Genomic DNA, 15,384 nt, shown 5'->3' on the forward strand with positions numbered 1-15,384 from the left:
GAAGGACCACTGTCACAACCACTGTCCGCGACGTGGAAAGATAGTCGTCGTGCTGCGTTGGATAACTGCTGGAGAATCCCATGGTCCCGCCCTCGTTGCGATGCTCGAGGGCATGGTCGCGGGGGTCGAAGTGACCTCTGAGGCCATCTCGTCCGAACTTGCCCGTCGTCGACTCGGCTATGGCCGTGGCGCGCGGATGAAGTTCGAGGCCGACAAGGTCACCATCATCGGTGGTGTCCGCCACGGCTTTACGCTCGGTGGCCCCGTTGCCATCGAAATCGGTAATACCGAGTGGCCGAAGTGGGAAACCATCATGTCCGCCGATCCGGTCGATCCGGATCTGCTTGCCGATCAGGCCCGCAATGCACCGTTGACGCGCCCGCGTCCCGGCCACGCCGATTACAGCGGCATGCTCAAGTACGGCTTCAACGACGCCCGCCCCATTCTGGAGCGCGCGAGTGCTCGTGAGACCGCAGCCCGTGTGGCTGCTGGAACTGTCGCTCGCTCCTTCCTCCGTCAGGTGTTCGGCGTCGAGGTTGTCTCGCACGTCATTTCCATCGGTGCTTCCGAGCCCTATGTCGGTCCGGTGCCCGAGGGCAAGGACCTGGACGCGATCGACGCGAGCCCGGTCCGCGCATTCGACAAGGCTGCCGAAGAGTCGATGATCGCCGAAATCGAAGCAGCCAAGAAGGACGGCGACACCCTTGGCGGTGTCGTCGAGGTTGTCATTCACGGCCTGCCTGTCGGCATCGGAACGTTCGTCAGTGGCGCAGAGCGTCTCGACGCTCGACTCGCCGCAGCCCTGATGGGAATCCAGGCCATCAAGGGTGTCGAGGTCGGTGACGGTTTTGAGACCGCGCGTCGCCGAGGCAGCGAAGCTCACGACGAGATCCGCCCCGGCCCGGACGGGATCGTCCGCTCCACCAACCGCGCAGGCGGCATCGAAGGCGGCATGACCAACGGCGAGGCACTGCGAGTTCGTGCCGCGATGAAGCCGATCTCAACGGTGCCGCGCGCATTGGCGACGGTCGACATGGAAAGCGGTGAAGAGGCAGTTGCCATCCATCAGCGCAGTGACGTCTGCGCGGTTCCGGCTGCCGGCGTCGTTGCGGAATCCATGGTTGCGCTTGTTGTCGCTCAAGCCGCACTCGAAAAGTTCGGTGGTGATTCCATTGCCGAGACCACAGCAAACTACCGGCGCTACGCCGACGGTATCGCAGCCCGGCCGCCTCGCTGAGAGCGTCCAAACGGAGGTTCCTGCCACGATGAAACCGAAGGCTGTACTCATCGGGCCGCCCGGCGCAGGCAAGTCGACCATCGGCCGTCGTATCGCGCAAGCGTTGGAACTCGACCTGGTCGATACCGACGCGGAGATCGAAAAGACGACCGGACGGACGATTCCCGAGATCTTCACGCACGACGGTGAGCCACGTTTTCGTGAGATCGAGGAAGAGGTGGTCCGGGAAGCGTTGGCCAGCACCGACGGCATTGTCTCGCTCGGTGGCGGGGCGATTCTGTCGGAACGCACCCGCGCATTGCTCGACGGACACACGGTGATCTATCTCGAGATCAGTGTTGCCGAAGGGCTGCGCCGGACGGGTGCCAACAATCACCGACCACTGCTGGCGGGCGGAGATCCCAAGGTGAAGTATCAGGAATTGATGCGACGCCGTCGGCCGTTGTACCGGCGCGCCGCCACCATCCGGATACGCACCGACGGTCGGAGTCCGTCACGCGTCGTCGCGCAGTTGGTGTCAAAACTTGAAGACAAATGATCAACCGGAGCGGAGTAGTGGAGCAGTGACCGAACCCGTAGTTGTAGAGGTGAAGACCGCAAGTCCCTACCCGGTTGTGATCGGGCGCGGTCTGCTCGGCGACATCGTTGCCGAGTTGGAAGGCACCCGGACCGTCGCGATTTTCCATCAGCCGCCGCTCGCAGAAACGGCTGAGGCTGTTCGTGCTGCTTTGGCGGAGAAGGGAATCGACGCGCATCGCATCGAGATCCCCGACGCCGAGGACGGCAAGGATCTGGCTGTGGCCGGTTTCTGCTGGGATGTGCTGGGCCGCATCGGCCTGACCCGCAGCGACGCGATCATGAGCCTGGGCGGCGGCGCCGCGACAGACCTCACCGGTTTTGTCGCAGCGACGTGGATGCGCGGCGTGAAGGTAGTGCACGTTCCGACCACGCTGCTCGCAATGGTCGACGCCGCTGTGGGCGGCAAGACGGGTATCAACACCGAAGCCGGCAAGAACCTGGTCGGCGCGTTCCACGAACCTGGCGCGGTGTTCATCGATCTCGCGACGCTCGAAACGGTGCCGCACAACGAGATCGTGGCCGGTTTGGCGGAGGTCATCAAGACCGGCTTCATTTCCGACCCGGTCATCCTGGACCTGATCGAAGCAGACCCGAAGGCCGCGCTCGATCCGTCGGGAACTGTTCTGCCCGAACTGATTCGACGTTCCGTCGAGGTCAAGGCCAAGGTTGTCGCAGCGGATCTTCGTGAGTCTGATCTGCGCGAAATCCTCAACTACGGGCACACACTGGCACACGCGATCGAGCGTCGTGAGCAGTACAAGTGGCGTCACGGCGCTGCAGTGTCGGTCGGTCTGGTGTTCGCTGCCGAACTGGGTCGCCTGGCCGGTCGCCTCGACGATGCTACGGCCGATCGTCACAAGTCGATCCTCGAATTGGTGGGGCTCCCGACGGCGTACGACGACGATGCCTTTTCCCAGCTGCTCGCCGGGATGCAGACCGACAAGAAGAACCGCGCCGGACTGCTGCGGTTCGTTGTTCTCGACGGCTTGGCCAAGCCCGGCCGGCTCGAAGGCCCGGATCCGTCGCTGCTGGTTGCGGCGTACTCGGCTATCGCCCGCCCACCGAGGTCGTCCGGCGGAACGGTTCGCCTGTGAAAATCAACGTCGTCAACGGACCGAACCTCGGACGTCTCGGCAAGCGTCAGCCTGAGGTGTACGGCGCGACCACACACGATGATTTGGTGGAACTGTGTGTCGCGGCCGGTAAGGAGTTGGGCGTCGAGGTGGTTGTTCGACAGAGCGATCACGAAGGCGATCTGCTCGGCTGGATTCACGACGCGGCGGATGCCGGCGAACCGGTGATTCTCAACGCCGGTGGATTGACTCATACGTCCGTGGTGTTGCGTGACGCCTGCGTGGAACTCACCGCCGGACTGGTCGAGGTCCACATCTCGAATGTCCATGCGCGCGAGGAGTTTCGGCACAATTCGCTCCTCAGTCCCATCGCGGCCGGCGTGATCGTCGGTCTGGGTGTTGCGGGATACCCGCTGGCTATCAGGTTCCTTGCCGAACGCGGCTGACATACGTCAACACGAAATACCTACACACGAACTGAGGGCTCCGAGGATGATTTCCTCGGAGCCCTCAGTGGTCGGTGGTGGACGTTACTGTTCGCGCTTGCCCGGATCGATGGCGGGAAAGACGGTGGTGTCGGCGTCGGATTCCTCGACTGTCATGGCAGCGCCGCTGTACGCGTGCTGGGTTGTGGGGGAGTCGTAGCCTTCGCTGACAGGAACAGGTTCGTGATGGCGCTCGTGCGACGGAGTTTGCGGCGCCGTGCCGTGCTTACGCTGCTCACGACTGGTGAGGAACCGGCCGCCGGTGGCGGCGATCATCGCGGGGACGAAGATCAGCAGAATTGTGAAGGCCGCTCCGGCGGTGATCTCGAAGAACAAGCCCTGCTGGGTCAGTTCGAGAGCCGGGACGAGGCTGAGGAGCCAGCTGGCTGCGCCGGCGACAAAGCCACCGAGAACTGCGGCTTTGAGCCACAGCATCAGGAGGTCTGCGCCGTCGTCGGGTTCGGGGAACTGGCGACGATCACGGATGCCGTCGATTCCGCCCCAGATCGCGGCAAGTGCAATGACGATGAACAGGGAGAGCCATCGCAGGGTGGAGCCCTGGAGTGGCCACTGCGCGATTGCTATACCGAGCAATGCGCGAAACACAACATGTATCAGGGCCATGCCGAGGCCACGTACTAACCACGCGTTCATACCTACAGCCTAACTAGAACAGATTCCATTTGTGGCCTAACCCACAATTATTGATGTAACCGCGTGTTTCGGGTTGGGGAGGAGAGCGGGGGGAGCGGGTAGGTTCGAGTCATGTCAGTTGATCATCGGTCCCGCCGCGATGCCCTCCGTGCGCTTCTGGTCGAGCGCGAACTCGACGCGATTCTCGTCACAAACCTCTTGAACATCCGCTACCTCACCGGGTTTACCGGTTCGAACGCCGCGTTGGTGGTGAGCGCACGAGATGCCAGTGGCGACGAGGATGCGACGGTCATCTGTACGGATGGTCGTTACGTCACTCAAGTCGGCGAGCAGGTGCCGGACCTGCGGGCCGAAATCGATCGTTCGAGCGCCGCGCATTTGATCGGGACTTACTCGGGCGACGTGCTGGCTTTCGAGGCGCACGTCGCGACGTTTGCCGAGCACCGATCCTGGACGGAGGCTGCGCCGTCGGTCCGGTTCGAACCGGTGAGCGGGCTCGTCGAAAAACTCCGCATGGTCAAGGACGAACACGAGATCGGATTGTTGCGGTCGGCGTGTGCAGCAGCCGATGATGCGTTGGCGCAGTTGATCACTCGCGGCGGACTGCGACCAGGTCGCACCGAACGGGAGGTGGGCCGCGAACTGGAAAACCTCATGTTCGACAACGGCGCAGACGGGATTTCGTTCGAGACGATCGTGGCTGCCGGAGCAAACTCGGCGATTCCGCATCATCGACCTACCGGCGCGGTGTTGGCGTCGGGTGACTTCGTGAAACTGGACTTCGGCGCCCAGGTCGGCGGGTATCACTCCGACATGACTCGCACCTACGTGCTCGAGACTGTTTCCGATTGGCAACGGGACGTCTACGACCTGGTTGCCAAGTCCCAAGCGGCCGGCCGCGCAGCCCTGATTCCCGGCGCGGAATGCGCTGCCGTCGACGCTGCGGCACGCTCGGTGATCGACGACGCAGGGTACGGCGAATTGTTCCTGCACGGCCTCGGGCACGGCGTGGGGCTGGAAATCCACGAAGCTCCCGGAATCGGGAAGCTCGGCACCGGTACACTTCTTTCCGGCGCGGCGGTGACCGTCGAGCCGGGCGTGTACTTCTCCGGGCGCGGAGGCGTACGGATCGAGGACACGCTCGTTGTTCGTGAGCAGGGGCCAGAGCTGCTCACACTGACCGCAAAAGACCTTACCGTCGTCTGAGACGGTTTCCCGACCCCTAGGAGACGCGAAGCAAGTGGCTTCCACCAGTGATTTCAAGAACGGTCTGGTTCTGCAGATCGAAGGCCAGCTGTGGACGATTATCGAGTTCCAGCATGTCAAGCCCGGCAAGGGCCCTGCCTTCGTGCGTACCAAGCTCAAGAACGTGCTCTCGGGCAAGGTAGTGGACAAGACGTTCAACGCCGGTGTGAAGGTCGAGACCGCCACGGTCGACCGCCGCGACATGACCTACCTGTACCACGACGGTAGCGACTACATCTTCATGGACGGCGACACCTACGACCAGATTCCGATCAGCGAAACCGTTGTCGGCGAGCAGTCGCGTTTCCTTCTCGAGAACATGGCCGTTCAGGTTGCAACCCACGAGGACGTTCCGCTTTTCGTCGAGCTCCCGGTTACGGTCGAGCTCGTCGTTCAGCACACCGATCCGGGTCTGCAGGGCGACCGCTCCACCGGCGGCACCAAGCCTGCCACCCTCGAGACCGGCGCCGAGATCAACGTGCCGCTGTTCATCAACACCGGTGACAAGCTAAAGGTCGATTCGCGTGACGGTAACTACCTCGGGCGTGTGAATTCCTAAAGTGTCCGGCACTCATAAGAAACTCGGTGCGCGCCACAAGGCGCGCAAGCGTGCTGTCGACTTCCTTTTCGAAGCCGAGGCACGTGACCTCGATCCGGTTGCACTGACATCGGAGCGTTCCGATCTGTCGGTCAAGGACGACGCGGTTGCTCCGGTTGCTCCGTACACGGTCACCTTGGTGTCCGGAGTTGCGGAGAACCTCGACCGGATCGATCAGGTCATCTCGTCGCACCTGCAGGACTGGACGCTCGAGCGTCTGCCGGCAGTCGACCGCGCGATCCTGCGTATTGCCGTGTGGGAACTCTTCCATGCGACGGACGTGCCGCCGGTTGTCGCCGTGGACGAGGCCGTCGAATTGGCAAAGCAGTTGTCGACGGATGATTCGCCTGGATTCGTCAACGGAATTCTCGGCCAGGTCGTCCTCGTCGCGCCGCAGGTTCGTTCGGCCGCTGCAGCGACATCGCAGCGGGCGCAGCAGGATACCGATTCGGGTACCGAGTAGCTCTACAGTTCCGCGTATTTCAGTACTACCGCCCGCCGTTCGAGCTTAGGTTGTGTGTCTGCACACAACCCGTCATCATGACGGCTCGCGCGGCGGGTTTCAGGTCTGTCGGCTGATAGGGTGGGGAACCGTCAGACATCCTTTAACGATCCGTCCAGTGAGGCGGAGAAGGAGGTCGCTGTATGAGCGTGCCCGAAGGGTCTCGCCCATCCGATCTTGCAGGTCCAGATACAACGCAGGCCAGTGACGCCGAGACCCGCGAATTGCTGTCCGCCCAGGATGTGGGCCGGACCGTCGCGCGAATCGCGCACGAGATCATCGAGAAAACGGCACTCGACGGACCCGAAGGTACTGCGCCCCGCGTCGTCCTGATCGGTATTCCGACCAGAGGCACCACCATCGCGACACGTCTTCGCGACAAGATCGAAGAATTCTCCGGTGTACGTACTCCCATCGGATCTCTCGATATCACGCTCTACCGTGACGATCTCCGCACCAAGCCGCACCGCCCCCTCGAACGGACGTCGGTCCCCGAAGGTGGCGTCGACAACGCGTTGGTCGTGCTTGTCGACGACGTCCTGTTCTCCGGTCGTACCGTCCGCTCTGCCTTGGACGCTCTTCGTGACCTGGGCCGTCCGCGTGCGGTGCAGCTTGCGGTACTGGTCGACCGCGGTCACCGCGAACTCCCACTGCGCGCCGATTACGTCGGCAAGAACGTTCCCACCGCGAGGTCCGAGGACGTCAAGGTCCTCTTGCAGGAACACGACGGCCGGGACGCTGTGGTCATTTCCGGAGGTAAGAGCGCGTGAAGCACCTTCTCTCCATCGCAGACCTCAACCGAGAGTCCGCGATCGAACTTCTCGACGAGGCCGAACGCTTCGAGCAGGCCCTCCTGGGCCGCGAAGTACACAAACTCCCGACTCTGCGTGGCCGCACAGTCATGACGGTGTTCTTCGAGAACTCCACCCGCACGCGGGTGTCCTTCGAGGTGGCCGGCAAGTGGATGAGCGCCGATGTCATCAATGTCAGTGCGTCCAGCTCTTCGGTGTCCAAGGGTGAATCGCTACGCGATACGGCGATGACCCTGCGCGCTGCCGGCGCCGACGCTCTGATCGTTCGTCACCCCGCGTCGGGTGCGGCTCATCAGATCGCCCAGTGGACCGGCAGTGCGTCGGACGGTGGCCCCGCAGTCATCAACGCCGGCGACGGCACTCACGAACATCCCACCCAGGCGTTGCTCGACGCTCTGACCTTGCGTCAGCGTCTCGGCGACATCGAGGGCAAGCGGATCGCCATTGTCGGCGACATTCTGCACAGTCGTGTCGCGCGCTCCAACGCGTTGCTCCTGTCGATGCTCGGCGCCGAGGTTGTCCTTGTTGCCCCGCCGACGCTGCTGCCGGTCGGCGCACATACCTGGCCGGTCACGGTCTCGCATTCGCTCGACGCGGAACTGCCCGGACTCGACGCCGTCCTGATGCTGCGGGTCCAGGCCGAACGCATGAACGGCGGATTCTTTCCGTCGCAGCGCGAGTACTCGATCAATTACGGCCTGTCCGAGAAGCGTCTCGGAATGCTGGCCGATCACGCGGTGGTCCTGCACCCCGGCCCGATGCTGCGCGGCATGGAAATTGCTTCCGCCGTCGCAGATTCCCCCAAAGCTGCTGTGCTGCAGCAGGTTACCAATGGTGTGCACATGCGCATGGCTGTCTTGTTCCGGCTTCTGGTCGGTTCGGAGGACGGTGCGCTGTGACAAGCAATCAGAACGGAGAATCACCCGTGAGTGTCCTGCTCCGCGGCGTACTGATCTACGGAGAAGGGGAAGCCGTCGACGTCCGTGTCGGCGACGGAGTCATTCTCGAGATCGGCGTGAATCTGGATCCGGCCACTGCATCCGAGGTGATCGACGGCAGCGGTCAGATCCTGCTTCCCGGATTTGTCGACCTGCACACGCATCTACGTGAACCCGGTCGCGAAGACACGGAGACCATCGAAACAGGCTCTGCTGCAGCTGCTCTGGGTGGGTACACCGCAGTGTTCGCAATGGCGAACACCAGCCCGGTTGCCGATTCCGTGGTCATCACCGATCACGTGTGGCGACGCGGCCAGGAAGTCGGCCTCGTCGACGTCCATCCCGTCGGCGCGGTCACAGTCGGCCTCGAAGGCAAGCAGCTCGCCGAGATGGCAACCATGGCCGCCGGTGTCGGCCAGGTCAAGATGTTCTCGGACGACGGCCATTGCGTCGACAACCCGCTGATCATGCGCCGCGCGCTCGAGTACTCCAGTTCACTGGGCGTTCTCATCGCGCAGCACGCCGAGGAACCGCGCTTGACCGTCGGCGCAGTTGCGCACGAGGGGCCCACTGCAGCTCGCCTCGGGTTGGCGGGCTGGCCGCGCGCAGCGGAGGAGTCCATCGTTGCTCGCGACGCATTGCTCGCCCGTGACGCCGGCGCCCGGGTCCACATCTGCCACGCGTCCACAGCGGGAACCGTCGAACTCGTCAAGTGGGCTCGCGGACAGGGCATTTCGATCACCGCCGAGGTCACTCCGCACCACCTGCTGCTCGACGATTCGCGTCTCGAGACGTACGACGCCATCAATAAGGTCAACCCGCCGCTTCGTGAGGCCAGCGATGTTGCTGCCCTGCGCAAGGGTCTGGCCGAGGGCATCATCGACTGCGTGGCCACCGATCACGCTCCGCACGCCGAGCAGGACAAGTGCTGCGAGTTCGCCGCTGCTCGTCCCGGCATGCTCGGCCTCGAAACGGCGCTCTCGATCATCGTGCAAACCATGGTCCAGCCAGGCTTGCTCGACTGGCGCGGCGTGGCTCGCGTCATGAGTGAGCGTCCCGCAGCGATTGTCGGCCTCGACGATCAGGGCCGTCCCATCGAGGTAGGGGAGCCGGCCAACCTCACGTTGGTCGATCCCGCCGCAGAGTGGACCGTGCACGGCAAGGCGCTGGCGAGTGTCGCGAATAACACTCCGTATGAGTCGATGACATTGCCTGCTCGGGTCACGACCACACTGTTACGTGGCCGCGTTACTGCACACGACGGATCGCCGCGGCTGCTGAGCAGCAAGGAGTAGGCGTCATGGAGATGGAACGAGTTCTGTGGATTGTCGGTCTGGTGGTCTTCTGGGCCGCGATGATCGGCCTGATGTTCATCGGCTGGCGTGGCCGCGCCCGACGACAGAAAGACAAGATCGGCGAGCTGCCCACGGTACCGGCAACGTTGGGTGAATTGCTGGTCATGCCCACCACCGGCCTGTACGTCGGCAGCACCATCGCGCCAAGCTGGCAGGACCGCATTGCAGTCGGTGATCTCGGATTCCGGGCGACCTGCGAGATCAGTCGCTACTCCAACGGAATTCTGGTCGAACGTGACGGGGCGTCGGCTATCTGGATTCCGGAGAAGTCGATCCGCGCGATCCGCACCGAGAACGGCCTCGCAGGCAAGGTGATGAGCAAGGACGGTGTCCTGGTCATCCGCTGGGAGTTGCCGAGCGGAACCGAGATCGACACGGGTGTGCGCGGCGACGACAAATTGGTGTACCCGGACTGGGTCAAGCCGGTTACTGCTTCGAACAAGACGAACAACAATGAAGACGCAAGCTCTGGCGACATCGAGCAGAACGGAAAGAACGCATGAGCGGCTTTGACAGCAGCCCCGCAGTATTGGTCCTCGAAGACGGACGGGTGTTCCGCGGAACCACCTTCGGTGCAGTTGGACAGACGCTGGGCGAAGCGGTGTTCAGCACCGGAATGACCGGCTACCAGGAAACGCTCACCGACCCCAGCTACCACCGCCAGATCGTGGTCTCCACTGCGCCGCAGATCGGCAACACCGGCTGGAACGACGAGGACGACGAGTCTGTCGGACCGACCGGCGAGCGTGCCGGAGCGAAGATCTGGGTTGCCGGATACGTGGTCCGCGATCCTTCTCGGGTTACCTCGAGCTGGCGCGCGACAGGTTCGCTGCAGGCCAAGCTCGAAGAGCAGGGAATTGTCGGCATCGCCGGGATCGACACTCGCGCCCTGGTTCGCCACCTGCGTACCCGCGGTTCGATGAAGGCCGGCGTCTTCTCCGGTGAGGCAATCGCCGCCGACGACGAGTTGGTCCGCCGGGTTCAGGATCAGCCGACCATGCTCGGCGCCGATCTTGCCGGCGAGGTCAGCACCACCAGCGGCTACGTCGTCGAGCCCAAGGGTGGCGAAGCGCTGTACACCGTTGCCGCCATCGACCTCGGTATCAAGACCAACACCCCGCGCATGTTCGCCGAGCGCGGCATCCGCGTGCACGTCTTGCCGTCCAACGCGAGCCTCGAGCAGATTCTCGACCTGAAGGCCGACGGAGTGTTCCTCTCCAACGGTCCCGGCGACCCGGCCACCGCCGACGGCGCCGTCCACCTCACCAAAGAGGTCATCGGACAGGGCTTGCCGCTGTTCGGCATCTGCTTCGGTAACCAGATCCTGGGCCGCGCCCTCGGTCTGAGCACGTACAAGATGAAGTTCGGCCACCGCGGCATCAACATCCCGGTGATCGAGCACCAGACGGGTCGCATCGCGATCACAGCTCAGAACCACGGCTTCGCGCTCGAAGGTGAAGCCGGCCAGGAATTCGACACCCCGTTCGGTCGCGCCGTGGTCAGCCACACCTGCGCCAACGACGGAGCCGTCGAAGGTGTTCGCCTGCTGGACGACTCCGCCTTCTCGGTGCAGTACCACCCCGAGGCAGCAGCCGGCCCGCACGACGCCGCGTACCTCTTCGACCGCTTCACCAGCCTGCTCTCCGCACGGAAAGAAACCGGAGTCAAGAACTAATGCCACGCCGTACAGATCTCAAGCACATCCTGGTAATCGGCTCCGGTCCGATCGTCATCGGTCAGGCCTGCGAGTTCGACTACTCGGGCACTCAGGCTTGCCGCGTCCTCCAGGAGGAGGGCCTGCGAGTCAGCCTGGTCAACTCCAACCCGGCGACCATCATGACGGACCCCGAGTTCGCCGACGCCACGTACGTCGAGCCGATCACGGCCGAGTTCCTCGAGAAGGTCATCGCCAAGGAAGCGTTGCAGGGCAATAAGATCGACGCCGTCCTCGCGACGCTCGGCGGTCAGACCGCTCTCAACGCCGCAGTGGCGCTGCACGAGCAGGGCATCCTCGAGAAGTACGACGTCGAGCTCATCGGCGCGGACTTCGACGCCATCCAGCGCGGCGAGGATCGCCAGAAGTTCAAGGACATCGTTGCCAAGGTCGGCGGCGAATCCGCCAAGTCGGCTGTCTGCTACACGATGGACGAAGTACACGCCACGGTTGCCGAACTCGGTTACCCGGTTGTCGTGCGCCCGTCCTTCACCATGGGTGGCCTCGGTTCCGGCATGGCGTACAACGTCGACGATCTCAACCGGATCGCCGGTGGCGGTCTGGCTGCGTCGCCGACCGCCAACGTCCTGATCGAGGAATCCATCCTCGGCTGGAAGGAATACGAACTCGAACTCATGCGTGACAGTCGCGACAACGTCGTGATCGTCTGCTCCATCGAGAACGTCGACCCGGTCGGTGTTCACACCGGCGACAGCGTCACGGTCGCTCCGGCGATGACGCTGACCGACCGCGAGTACCAGGCGATGCGCGACCTCTCCATCGACATCCTGCGTGAGGTGGGCGTCGACACCGGCGGCTGCAACATCCAGTTCGCGATGGACCCGGCCGACGGCCGCCTGGTTGTCATCGAGATGAACCCGCGCGTGTCCCGCTCGTCGGCACTGGCATCGAAGGCGACCGGGTACCCGATCGCGAAGATGGCCGCCAAGCTGGCCATCGGTTACACGCTCGACGAGATCGTCAACGACATCACCAAGGAAACCCCGGCGTGCTTCGAGCCGACACTCGACTACGTCGTCGTCAAGGCTCCTCGCTTCGCGTTCGAGAAGTTCCCCGGCGCCGACGGAACGCTGACCACCACGATGAAGTCGGTGGGCGAGGCCATGAGCATCGGCCGCAACTTCACCGAGGCATTCGGCAAGGTCATGCGCTCGCTCGAGACCAAGCGTGCGGGATACTGGACGGGCCCCGAGGTCGAGGCCGAGAGCCTCGAAGCTCTGCTTGCCGATATCAGCGTTCCGCAGGACGGCCGCATGTACGGCATCGAGAAGGCGTTTGCCCTCGGCGCAACCGTCGAGCAGCTTTTCGACGCCACCAAGATCGACCCGTGGTTCCTCGACCAGTTCCAGCAGATCCACGAACTCGGCGAAAAGCTGCGCGTTGCAGAGACTTTCGACGAGGTTGCGCTGCGTCAGGCCAAGTACCACGGCCTCTCGGACCGTCAGATCGCAGCTCTGCGCCCCGAACTCGGTGGTGACACGCACGCAGGTGAGGATGCAGTTCGCGCTCTGCGTGATCAGCTGGGCGTGCGCCCCGTCTACAAGACCGTCGACACCTGCGCGGCAGAGTTCGAAGCCAAGACGCCGTACCACTACTCCACGTACGAACTCGACCCCAACGCTGAGTCGGAAGTGGCTCCGCAGACCGAGCGTCCCAAGGTACTGATCCTCGGATCCGGCCCCAACCGCATCGGTCAGGGCATCGAGTTCGACTACTCGTGTGTCCACGCTGCGCAGACGCTGTCCGAGGCCGGCTACGAGACCGTCATGGTCAACTGCAACCCCGAGACCGTCTCCACCGACTACGACACCGCTGATCGCCTGTACTTCGAGCCGCTCACCTTCGAGGACGTGTTCGAGGTCTACCGCGCCGAAGCACAGTCGGGCACCGTTGCCGGCGTCATCGTCCAGCTCGGTGGCCAGACCCCGCTCGGGTTGGCAAAGCGCCTCGAAGCTGCCGGCGTTCCCATCGTCGGAACCAGCCCCGCAGCTATCGACCTCGCCGAGGATCGCGGCGAATTCGGTCGAGTGCTGACCGAAGCCGGTCTGCCCGCACCGAAGTTCGGTACCGCCACCACGTTCGACGGTGCCCGCGACATCGCAGCAGGCATCGGCTACCCGGTCCTGGTCCGTCCGTCGTACGTCCTCGGTGGACGCGGCATGGAGATCGTGTACGACGAGGCTTCACTCGCCAACTACATCTCCCGCGCCACGGAAATCTCCGACGACCGCCCCGTGCTGGTCGACCGCTTCCTCGAAGACGCCGTCGAGATCGACGTCGACGCTCTGTGTGACGGCACCGAGGTGTACCTCGCCGGCGTCATGGAGCACATCGAGGAAGCCGGCATTCACTCCGGTGACTCCGCCTGTGCGCTGCCGCCCATCACCCTGGGTCGCGCAGACCTCGAGAACGTTCGACGCTCCACCGAGGCTCTGGCCAAGGGAATCGGCGTCAAGGGCCTGCTCAACGTGCAGTACGCACTCAAGGACGACATTCTCTACGTCCTCGAAGCGAACCCGCGTGCCAGCCGCACCGTTCCGTTCGTCTCCAAGGCGACGGCTGTTCAGTTGGCCAAGGCGTGTGCTCGCGTCATGCTCGGCGAGTCCATCGCCGAACTGCGGGTCAGCGGCATCCTGCCTGCAGAGGGCGACGGCGGCAACACCCCGGCCGGCGCACCGATTGCCGTCAAGGAAGCCGTGCTGCCGTTCAACCGTTTCCGTCGCGCCGACGGAACCGGCGTCGACACCCTGCTGAGCCCGGAAATGAAGTCCACCGGCGAGGTCATGGGCATCGACTTCGACTTCGGCACCGCTTTTGCGAAGTCGCAGACCGCTGCCTACGGATCGCTGCCCACCGAAGGCGCCGTGTTCGTCTCGGTCGCCAACAAGGACAAGCGCTCGCTGATCTTCCCGGTCAAGCGTCTCGCAGACCTGGGCTTCACGATCCTTGCAACCGATGGAACTGCAGAAGTTCTGCGCCGCAACGGAATCCAGTGCACCAACGTGTACAAGCAGTCCGGTGAAGAAGTTCCTGAGGGAGCTGTGACCATCGTCGACCAGATCCGTAGCGGTGAGGTCGCCATGATCATCAACACCCCGTACGGCAACTCCGGCCCGCGAGTCGACGGCTACGAGATTCGCAGTGCAGCGGTGGCGTCGAACATTCCGTGCATCACGACGGTGCAGGGCGCTTCGGCGGCCGTTCAGGGCATCGAAGCTGTTCTGCGCGGCGACATCGGCGTTCACTCCTTGCAGGAACTGCACGCCGGACTGCGCCAACCGTCCGCACAGTCGTGACCCTCAGTTGGGGTCAGCGCCTTCGGTCCGCGACTGCGGACCGGGGGCGGCTGTGTGTGGGCATCGACCCACACCCGGCGCTCCTCGACGCGTGGGGCTTGCCCCGCTCCGCCGACGGCTTGGCGACGTTCGCGGCCATCTGTGTCGAAGCATTCACCGGTGAGGTTGCACTCGTGAAGCCTCAGGTCGCGTTTTTCGAGGCGTACGGCAGCGCGGGATTTGCCGTCCTCGAGCACACGATTGCGGCTCTTCGTGACGCGGGAACCCTCGTCGTGGCCGACGCCAAGCGCGGCGACATCGGTTCCACCATGGATGCGTATGCACAGGCGTGGCTCGGTGAATCTCCGCTGACCTCGGATTCGGTGACGGTGTCGCCGTATCTCGGGTTCGGTGCCTTGGCTCCGGCCCTGGACCTTGCCCGTGAGAATGCGCGCGGAATCTTTGTACTCGCGCGCACGTCCAATCCCGAGGGCGGTGGATTGCAGCAGTCTGCCGCCGATGGTGTGTCGGTGGCACAGTCGATCGTCGACGACGCTGTTGCCGCCAATGCTGACGGCCGCGACACCGTCGGACTCGTAGTGGGTGCTACTCGCGATCACGGCTTGGACCTGACCGACTTCAACGGTCCGATCCTCGCTCCGGGGCTTGGCGCCCAAGGCGCCACGGCCGCAGATCTGGCCGAGATCTTTGCCGGTTCGACGGAGTTGCTCCTGCCGAATTCGTCGCGCGGCGTTCTCAAACACGGACCGTCGGTGTCGGCGCTCCGCGAGGCTGCCAGGCGTGATCGGGACGAGATCGAAGCAGCGTTGGCGAACTGATCCGTGAGCGATCACGACGAGTCAAGTGCTGTCGGATCGCGGTGGTACCGTCCTGCG

General features: G+C 63.7%; 15 protein-coding genes. 14 read left to right on the forward strand and 1 reads right to left on the reverse strand.

What is annotated here, in order from left to right; all coding sequences use genetic code 11:
- Nucleotides 1-49: 49 nt before the first annotated feature.
- The 4 genes from aroC to aroQ are packed head-to-tail and all read left to right on the forward strand — an operon-like array spanning nt 50 to nt 3,335.
- Nucleotides 50-1,237, forward strand: coding sequence for a chorismate synthase (gene aroC, locus FFI94_RS14395; protein WP_033232168.1), 1,188 nt, complete (start codon nt 50-52; stop codon nt 1,235-1,237).
- Nucleotides 1,238-1,265: 28 nt separating this feature from the next.
- Nucleotides 1,266-1,775: a shikimate kinase gene (locus FFI94_RS14400; RefSeq protein WP_138868464.1), complete on the forward strand. Its 510-nt coding sequence runs from the start codon at nt 1,266-1,268 to the stop codon at nt 1,773-1,775.
- Between the two features lie 25 nt (nt 1,776-1,800).
- The gene (aroB, locus tag FFI94_RS14405) at nt 1,801-2,910 is read left to right on the forward strand and encodes a 3-dehydroquinate synthase (protein ID WP_138868465.1); all 1,110 of its coding nucleotides are present in this window, start codon (nt 1,801-1,803) and stop codon (nt 2,908-2,910) included.
- Nucleotides 2,907-3,335: a type II 3-dehydroquinate dehydratase gene (gene aroQ, locus FFI94_RS14410; RefSeq protein WP_138868466.1), complete on the forward strand. Its 429-nt coding sequence runs from the start codon at nt 2,907-2,909 to the stop codon at nt 3,333-3,335. The genes aroB and aroQ overlap by 4 nt, the downstream gene beginning before the upstream one ends.
- A gap of 84 nt (nt 3,336-3,419) precedes the next feature.
- Here the strand turns inward: aroQ and FFI94_RS14415 are convergent, their stop codons facing one another.
- Entirely contained in the window at nt 3,420-4,028 is a 609-nt protein-coding gene (locus FFI94_RS14415) for a B-4DMT family transporter (protein WP_138868467.1), read from the reverse strand.
- A gap of 111 nt (nt 4,029-4,139) precedes the next feature.
- Here FFI94_RS14415 and FFI94_RS14420 point away from each other — a divergent pair, with 111 nt between their 5' ends.
- From FFI94_RS14420 to pyrF, 10 genes are all read left to right on the forward strand, one after another.
- Entirely contained in the window at nt 4,140-5,234 is a 1,095-nt protein-coding gene (locus tag FFI94_RS14420) for a Xaa-Pro peptidase family protein (RefSeq protein ID WP_138868468.1), read from the forward strand.
- 34 nt (nt 5,235-5,268) lie between these two features.
- Entirely contained in the window at nt 5,269-5,832 is a 564-nt protein-coding gene (efp, locus tag FFI94_RS14425; protein ID WP_033232162.1) for an elongation factor P, read from the forward strand.
- Nucleotide 5,833: 1 nt separating this feature from the next.
- Nucleotides 5,834-6,334 carry a transcription antitermination factor NusB gene (gene nusB, locus FFI94_RS14430; protein ID WP_138868469.1) on the forward strand — a complete coding sequence of 167 codons (501 nt, stop codon included), beginning with the start codon at nt 5,834-5,836 and terminating at the stop codon, nt 6,332-6,334.
- A 182-nt stretch (nt 6,335-6,516) separates the two neighbouring features.
- Nucleotides 6,517-7,143, forward strand: a complete 627-nt coding sequence (gene pyrR / locus FFI94_RS14435) for a bifunctional pyr operon transcriptional regulator/uracil phosphoribosyltransferase PyrR (RefSeq protein WP_033232160.1) — start codon at nt 6,517-6,519, stop codon at nt 7,141-7,143.
- Nucleotides 7,140-8,084: an aspartate carbamoyltransferase catalytic subunit gene (locus FFI94_RS14440; protein ID WP_138868470.1), complete on the forward strand. Its 945-nt coding sequence runs from the start codon at nt 7,140-7,142 to the stop codon at nt 8,082-8,084. The genes pyrR and FFI94_RS14440 overlap by 4 nt, the downstream gene beginning before the upstream one ends.
- Nucleotides 8,081-9,418 carry a dihydroorotase gene (locus FFI94_RS14445; protein WP_138868471.1) on the forward strand — a complete coding sequence of 446 codons (1,338 nt, stop codon included), beginning with the start codon at nt 8,081-8,083 and terminating at the stop codon, nt 9,416-9,418. The genes FFI94_RS14440 and FFI94_RS14445 overlap by 4 nt, the downstream gene beginning before the upstream one ends.
- An 11-nt stretch (nt 9,419-9,429) precedes the next feature.
- Nucleotides 9,430-9,981, forward strand: coding sequence for a transporter (locus tag FFI94_RS14450; protein WP_138873188.1), 552 nt, complete (start codon nt 9,430-9,432; stop codon nt 9,979-9,981).
- On the forward strand, nt 9,978-11,153 hold the full coding sequence (gene carA, locus FFI94_RS14455) for a glutamine-hydrolyzing carbamoyl-phosphate synthase small subunit (RefSeq protein WP_138868472.1): 1,176 nt from the start codon (nt 9,978-9,980) through the stop codon (nt 11,151-11,153). Before FFI94_RS14450 ends, carA begins: the two co-directional genes overlap by 4 nt.
- Entirely contained in the window at nt 11,153-14,509 is a 3,357-nt protein-coding gene (carB, locus tag FFI94_RS14460) for a carbamoyl-phosphate synthase large subunit (RefSeq protein WP_138868473.1), read from the forward strand. The genes carA and carB overlap by 1 nt, the downstream gene beginning before the upstream one ends.
- Entirely contained in the window at nt 14,506-15,327 is an 822-nt protein-coding gene (gene pyrF / locus FFI94_RS14465; RefSeq protein ID WP_138868474.1) for an orotidine-5'-phosphate decarboxylase, read from the forward strand. The genes carB and pyrF overlap by 4 nt, the downstream gene beginning before the upstream one ends.
- Nucleotides 15,328-15,384 lie beyond the last annotated feature (57 nt).

The sequence above is a fragment of the Rhodococcus sp. KBS0724 genome (genome assembly GCF_005938745.2).
Taxonomy (GTDB): domain Bacteria; phylum Actinomycetota; class Actinomycetes; order Mycobacteriales; family Mycobacteriaceae; genus Rhodococcus_F.

Excerpts from the sequence above, each read along its gene's own strand:
- pyrR (WP_033232160.1), top strand. The coding sequence starts at position 6,517 with ATGAGCGTGCCCGAAGGGTCTCGCCCATCCGATCTTGCAGGTCCAGAT.
- FFI94_RS14400 (WP_138868464.1), top strand. The coding sequence starts at position 1,266 with ATGAAACCGAAGGCTGTACTCATCGGGCCGCCCGGCGCAGGCAAGTCG.
- carA (WP_138868472.1), top strand. The coding sequence starts at position 9,978 with ATGAGCGGCTTTGACAGCAGCCCCGCAGTATTGGTCCTCGAAGACGGA.
- FFI94_RS14450 (WP_138873188.1), top strand. The coding sequence starts at position 9,430 with ATGGAACGAGTTCTGTGGATTGTCGGTCTGGTGGTCTTCTGGGCCGCG.
- FFI94_RS14420 (WP_138868468.1), top strand. The coding sequence starts at position 4,140 with ATGTCAGTTGATCATCGGTCCCGCCGCGATGCCCTCCGTGCGCTTCTG.
- carB (WP_138868473.1), top strand. The coding sequence starts at position 11,153 with ATGCCACGCCGTACAGATCTCAAGCACATCCTGGTAATCGGCTCCGGT.
- FFI94_RS14415 (WP_138868467.1), bottom strand. The coding sequence starts at position 4,028 with ATGAACGCGTGGTTAGTACGTGGCCTCGGCATGGCCCTGATACATGTT.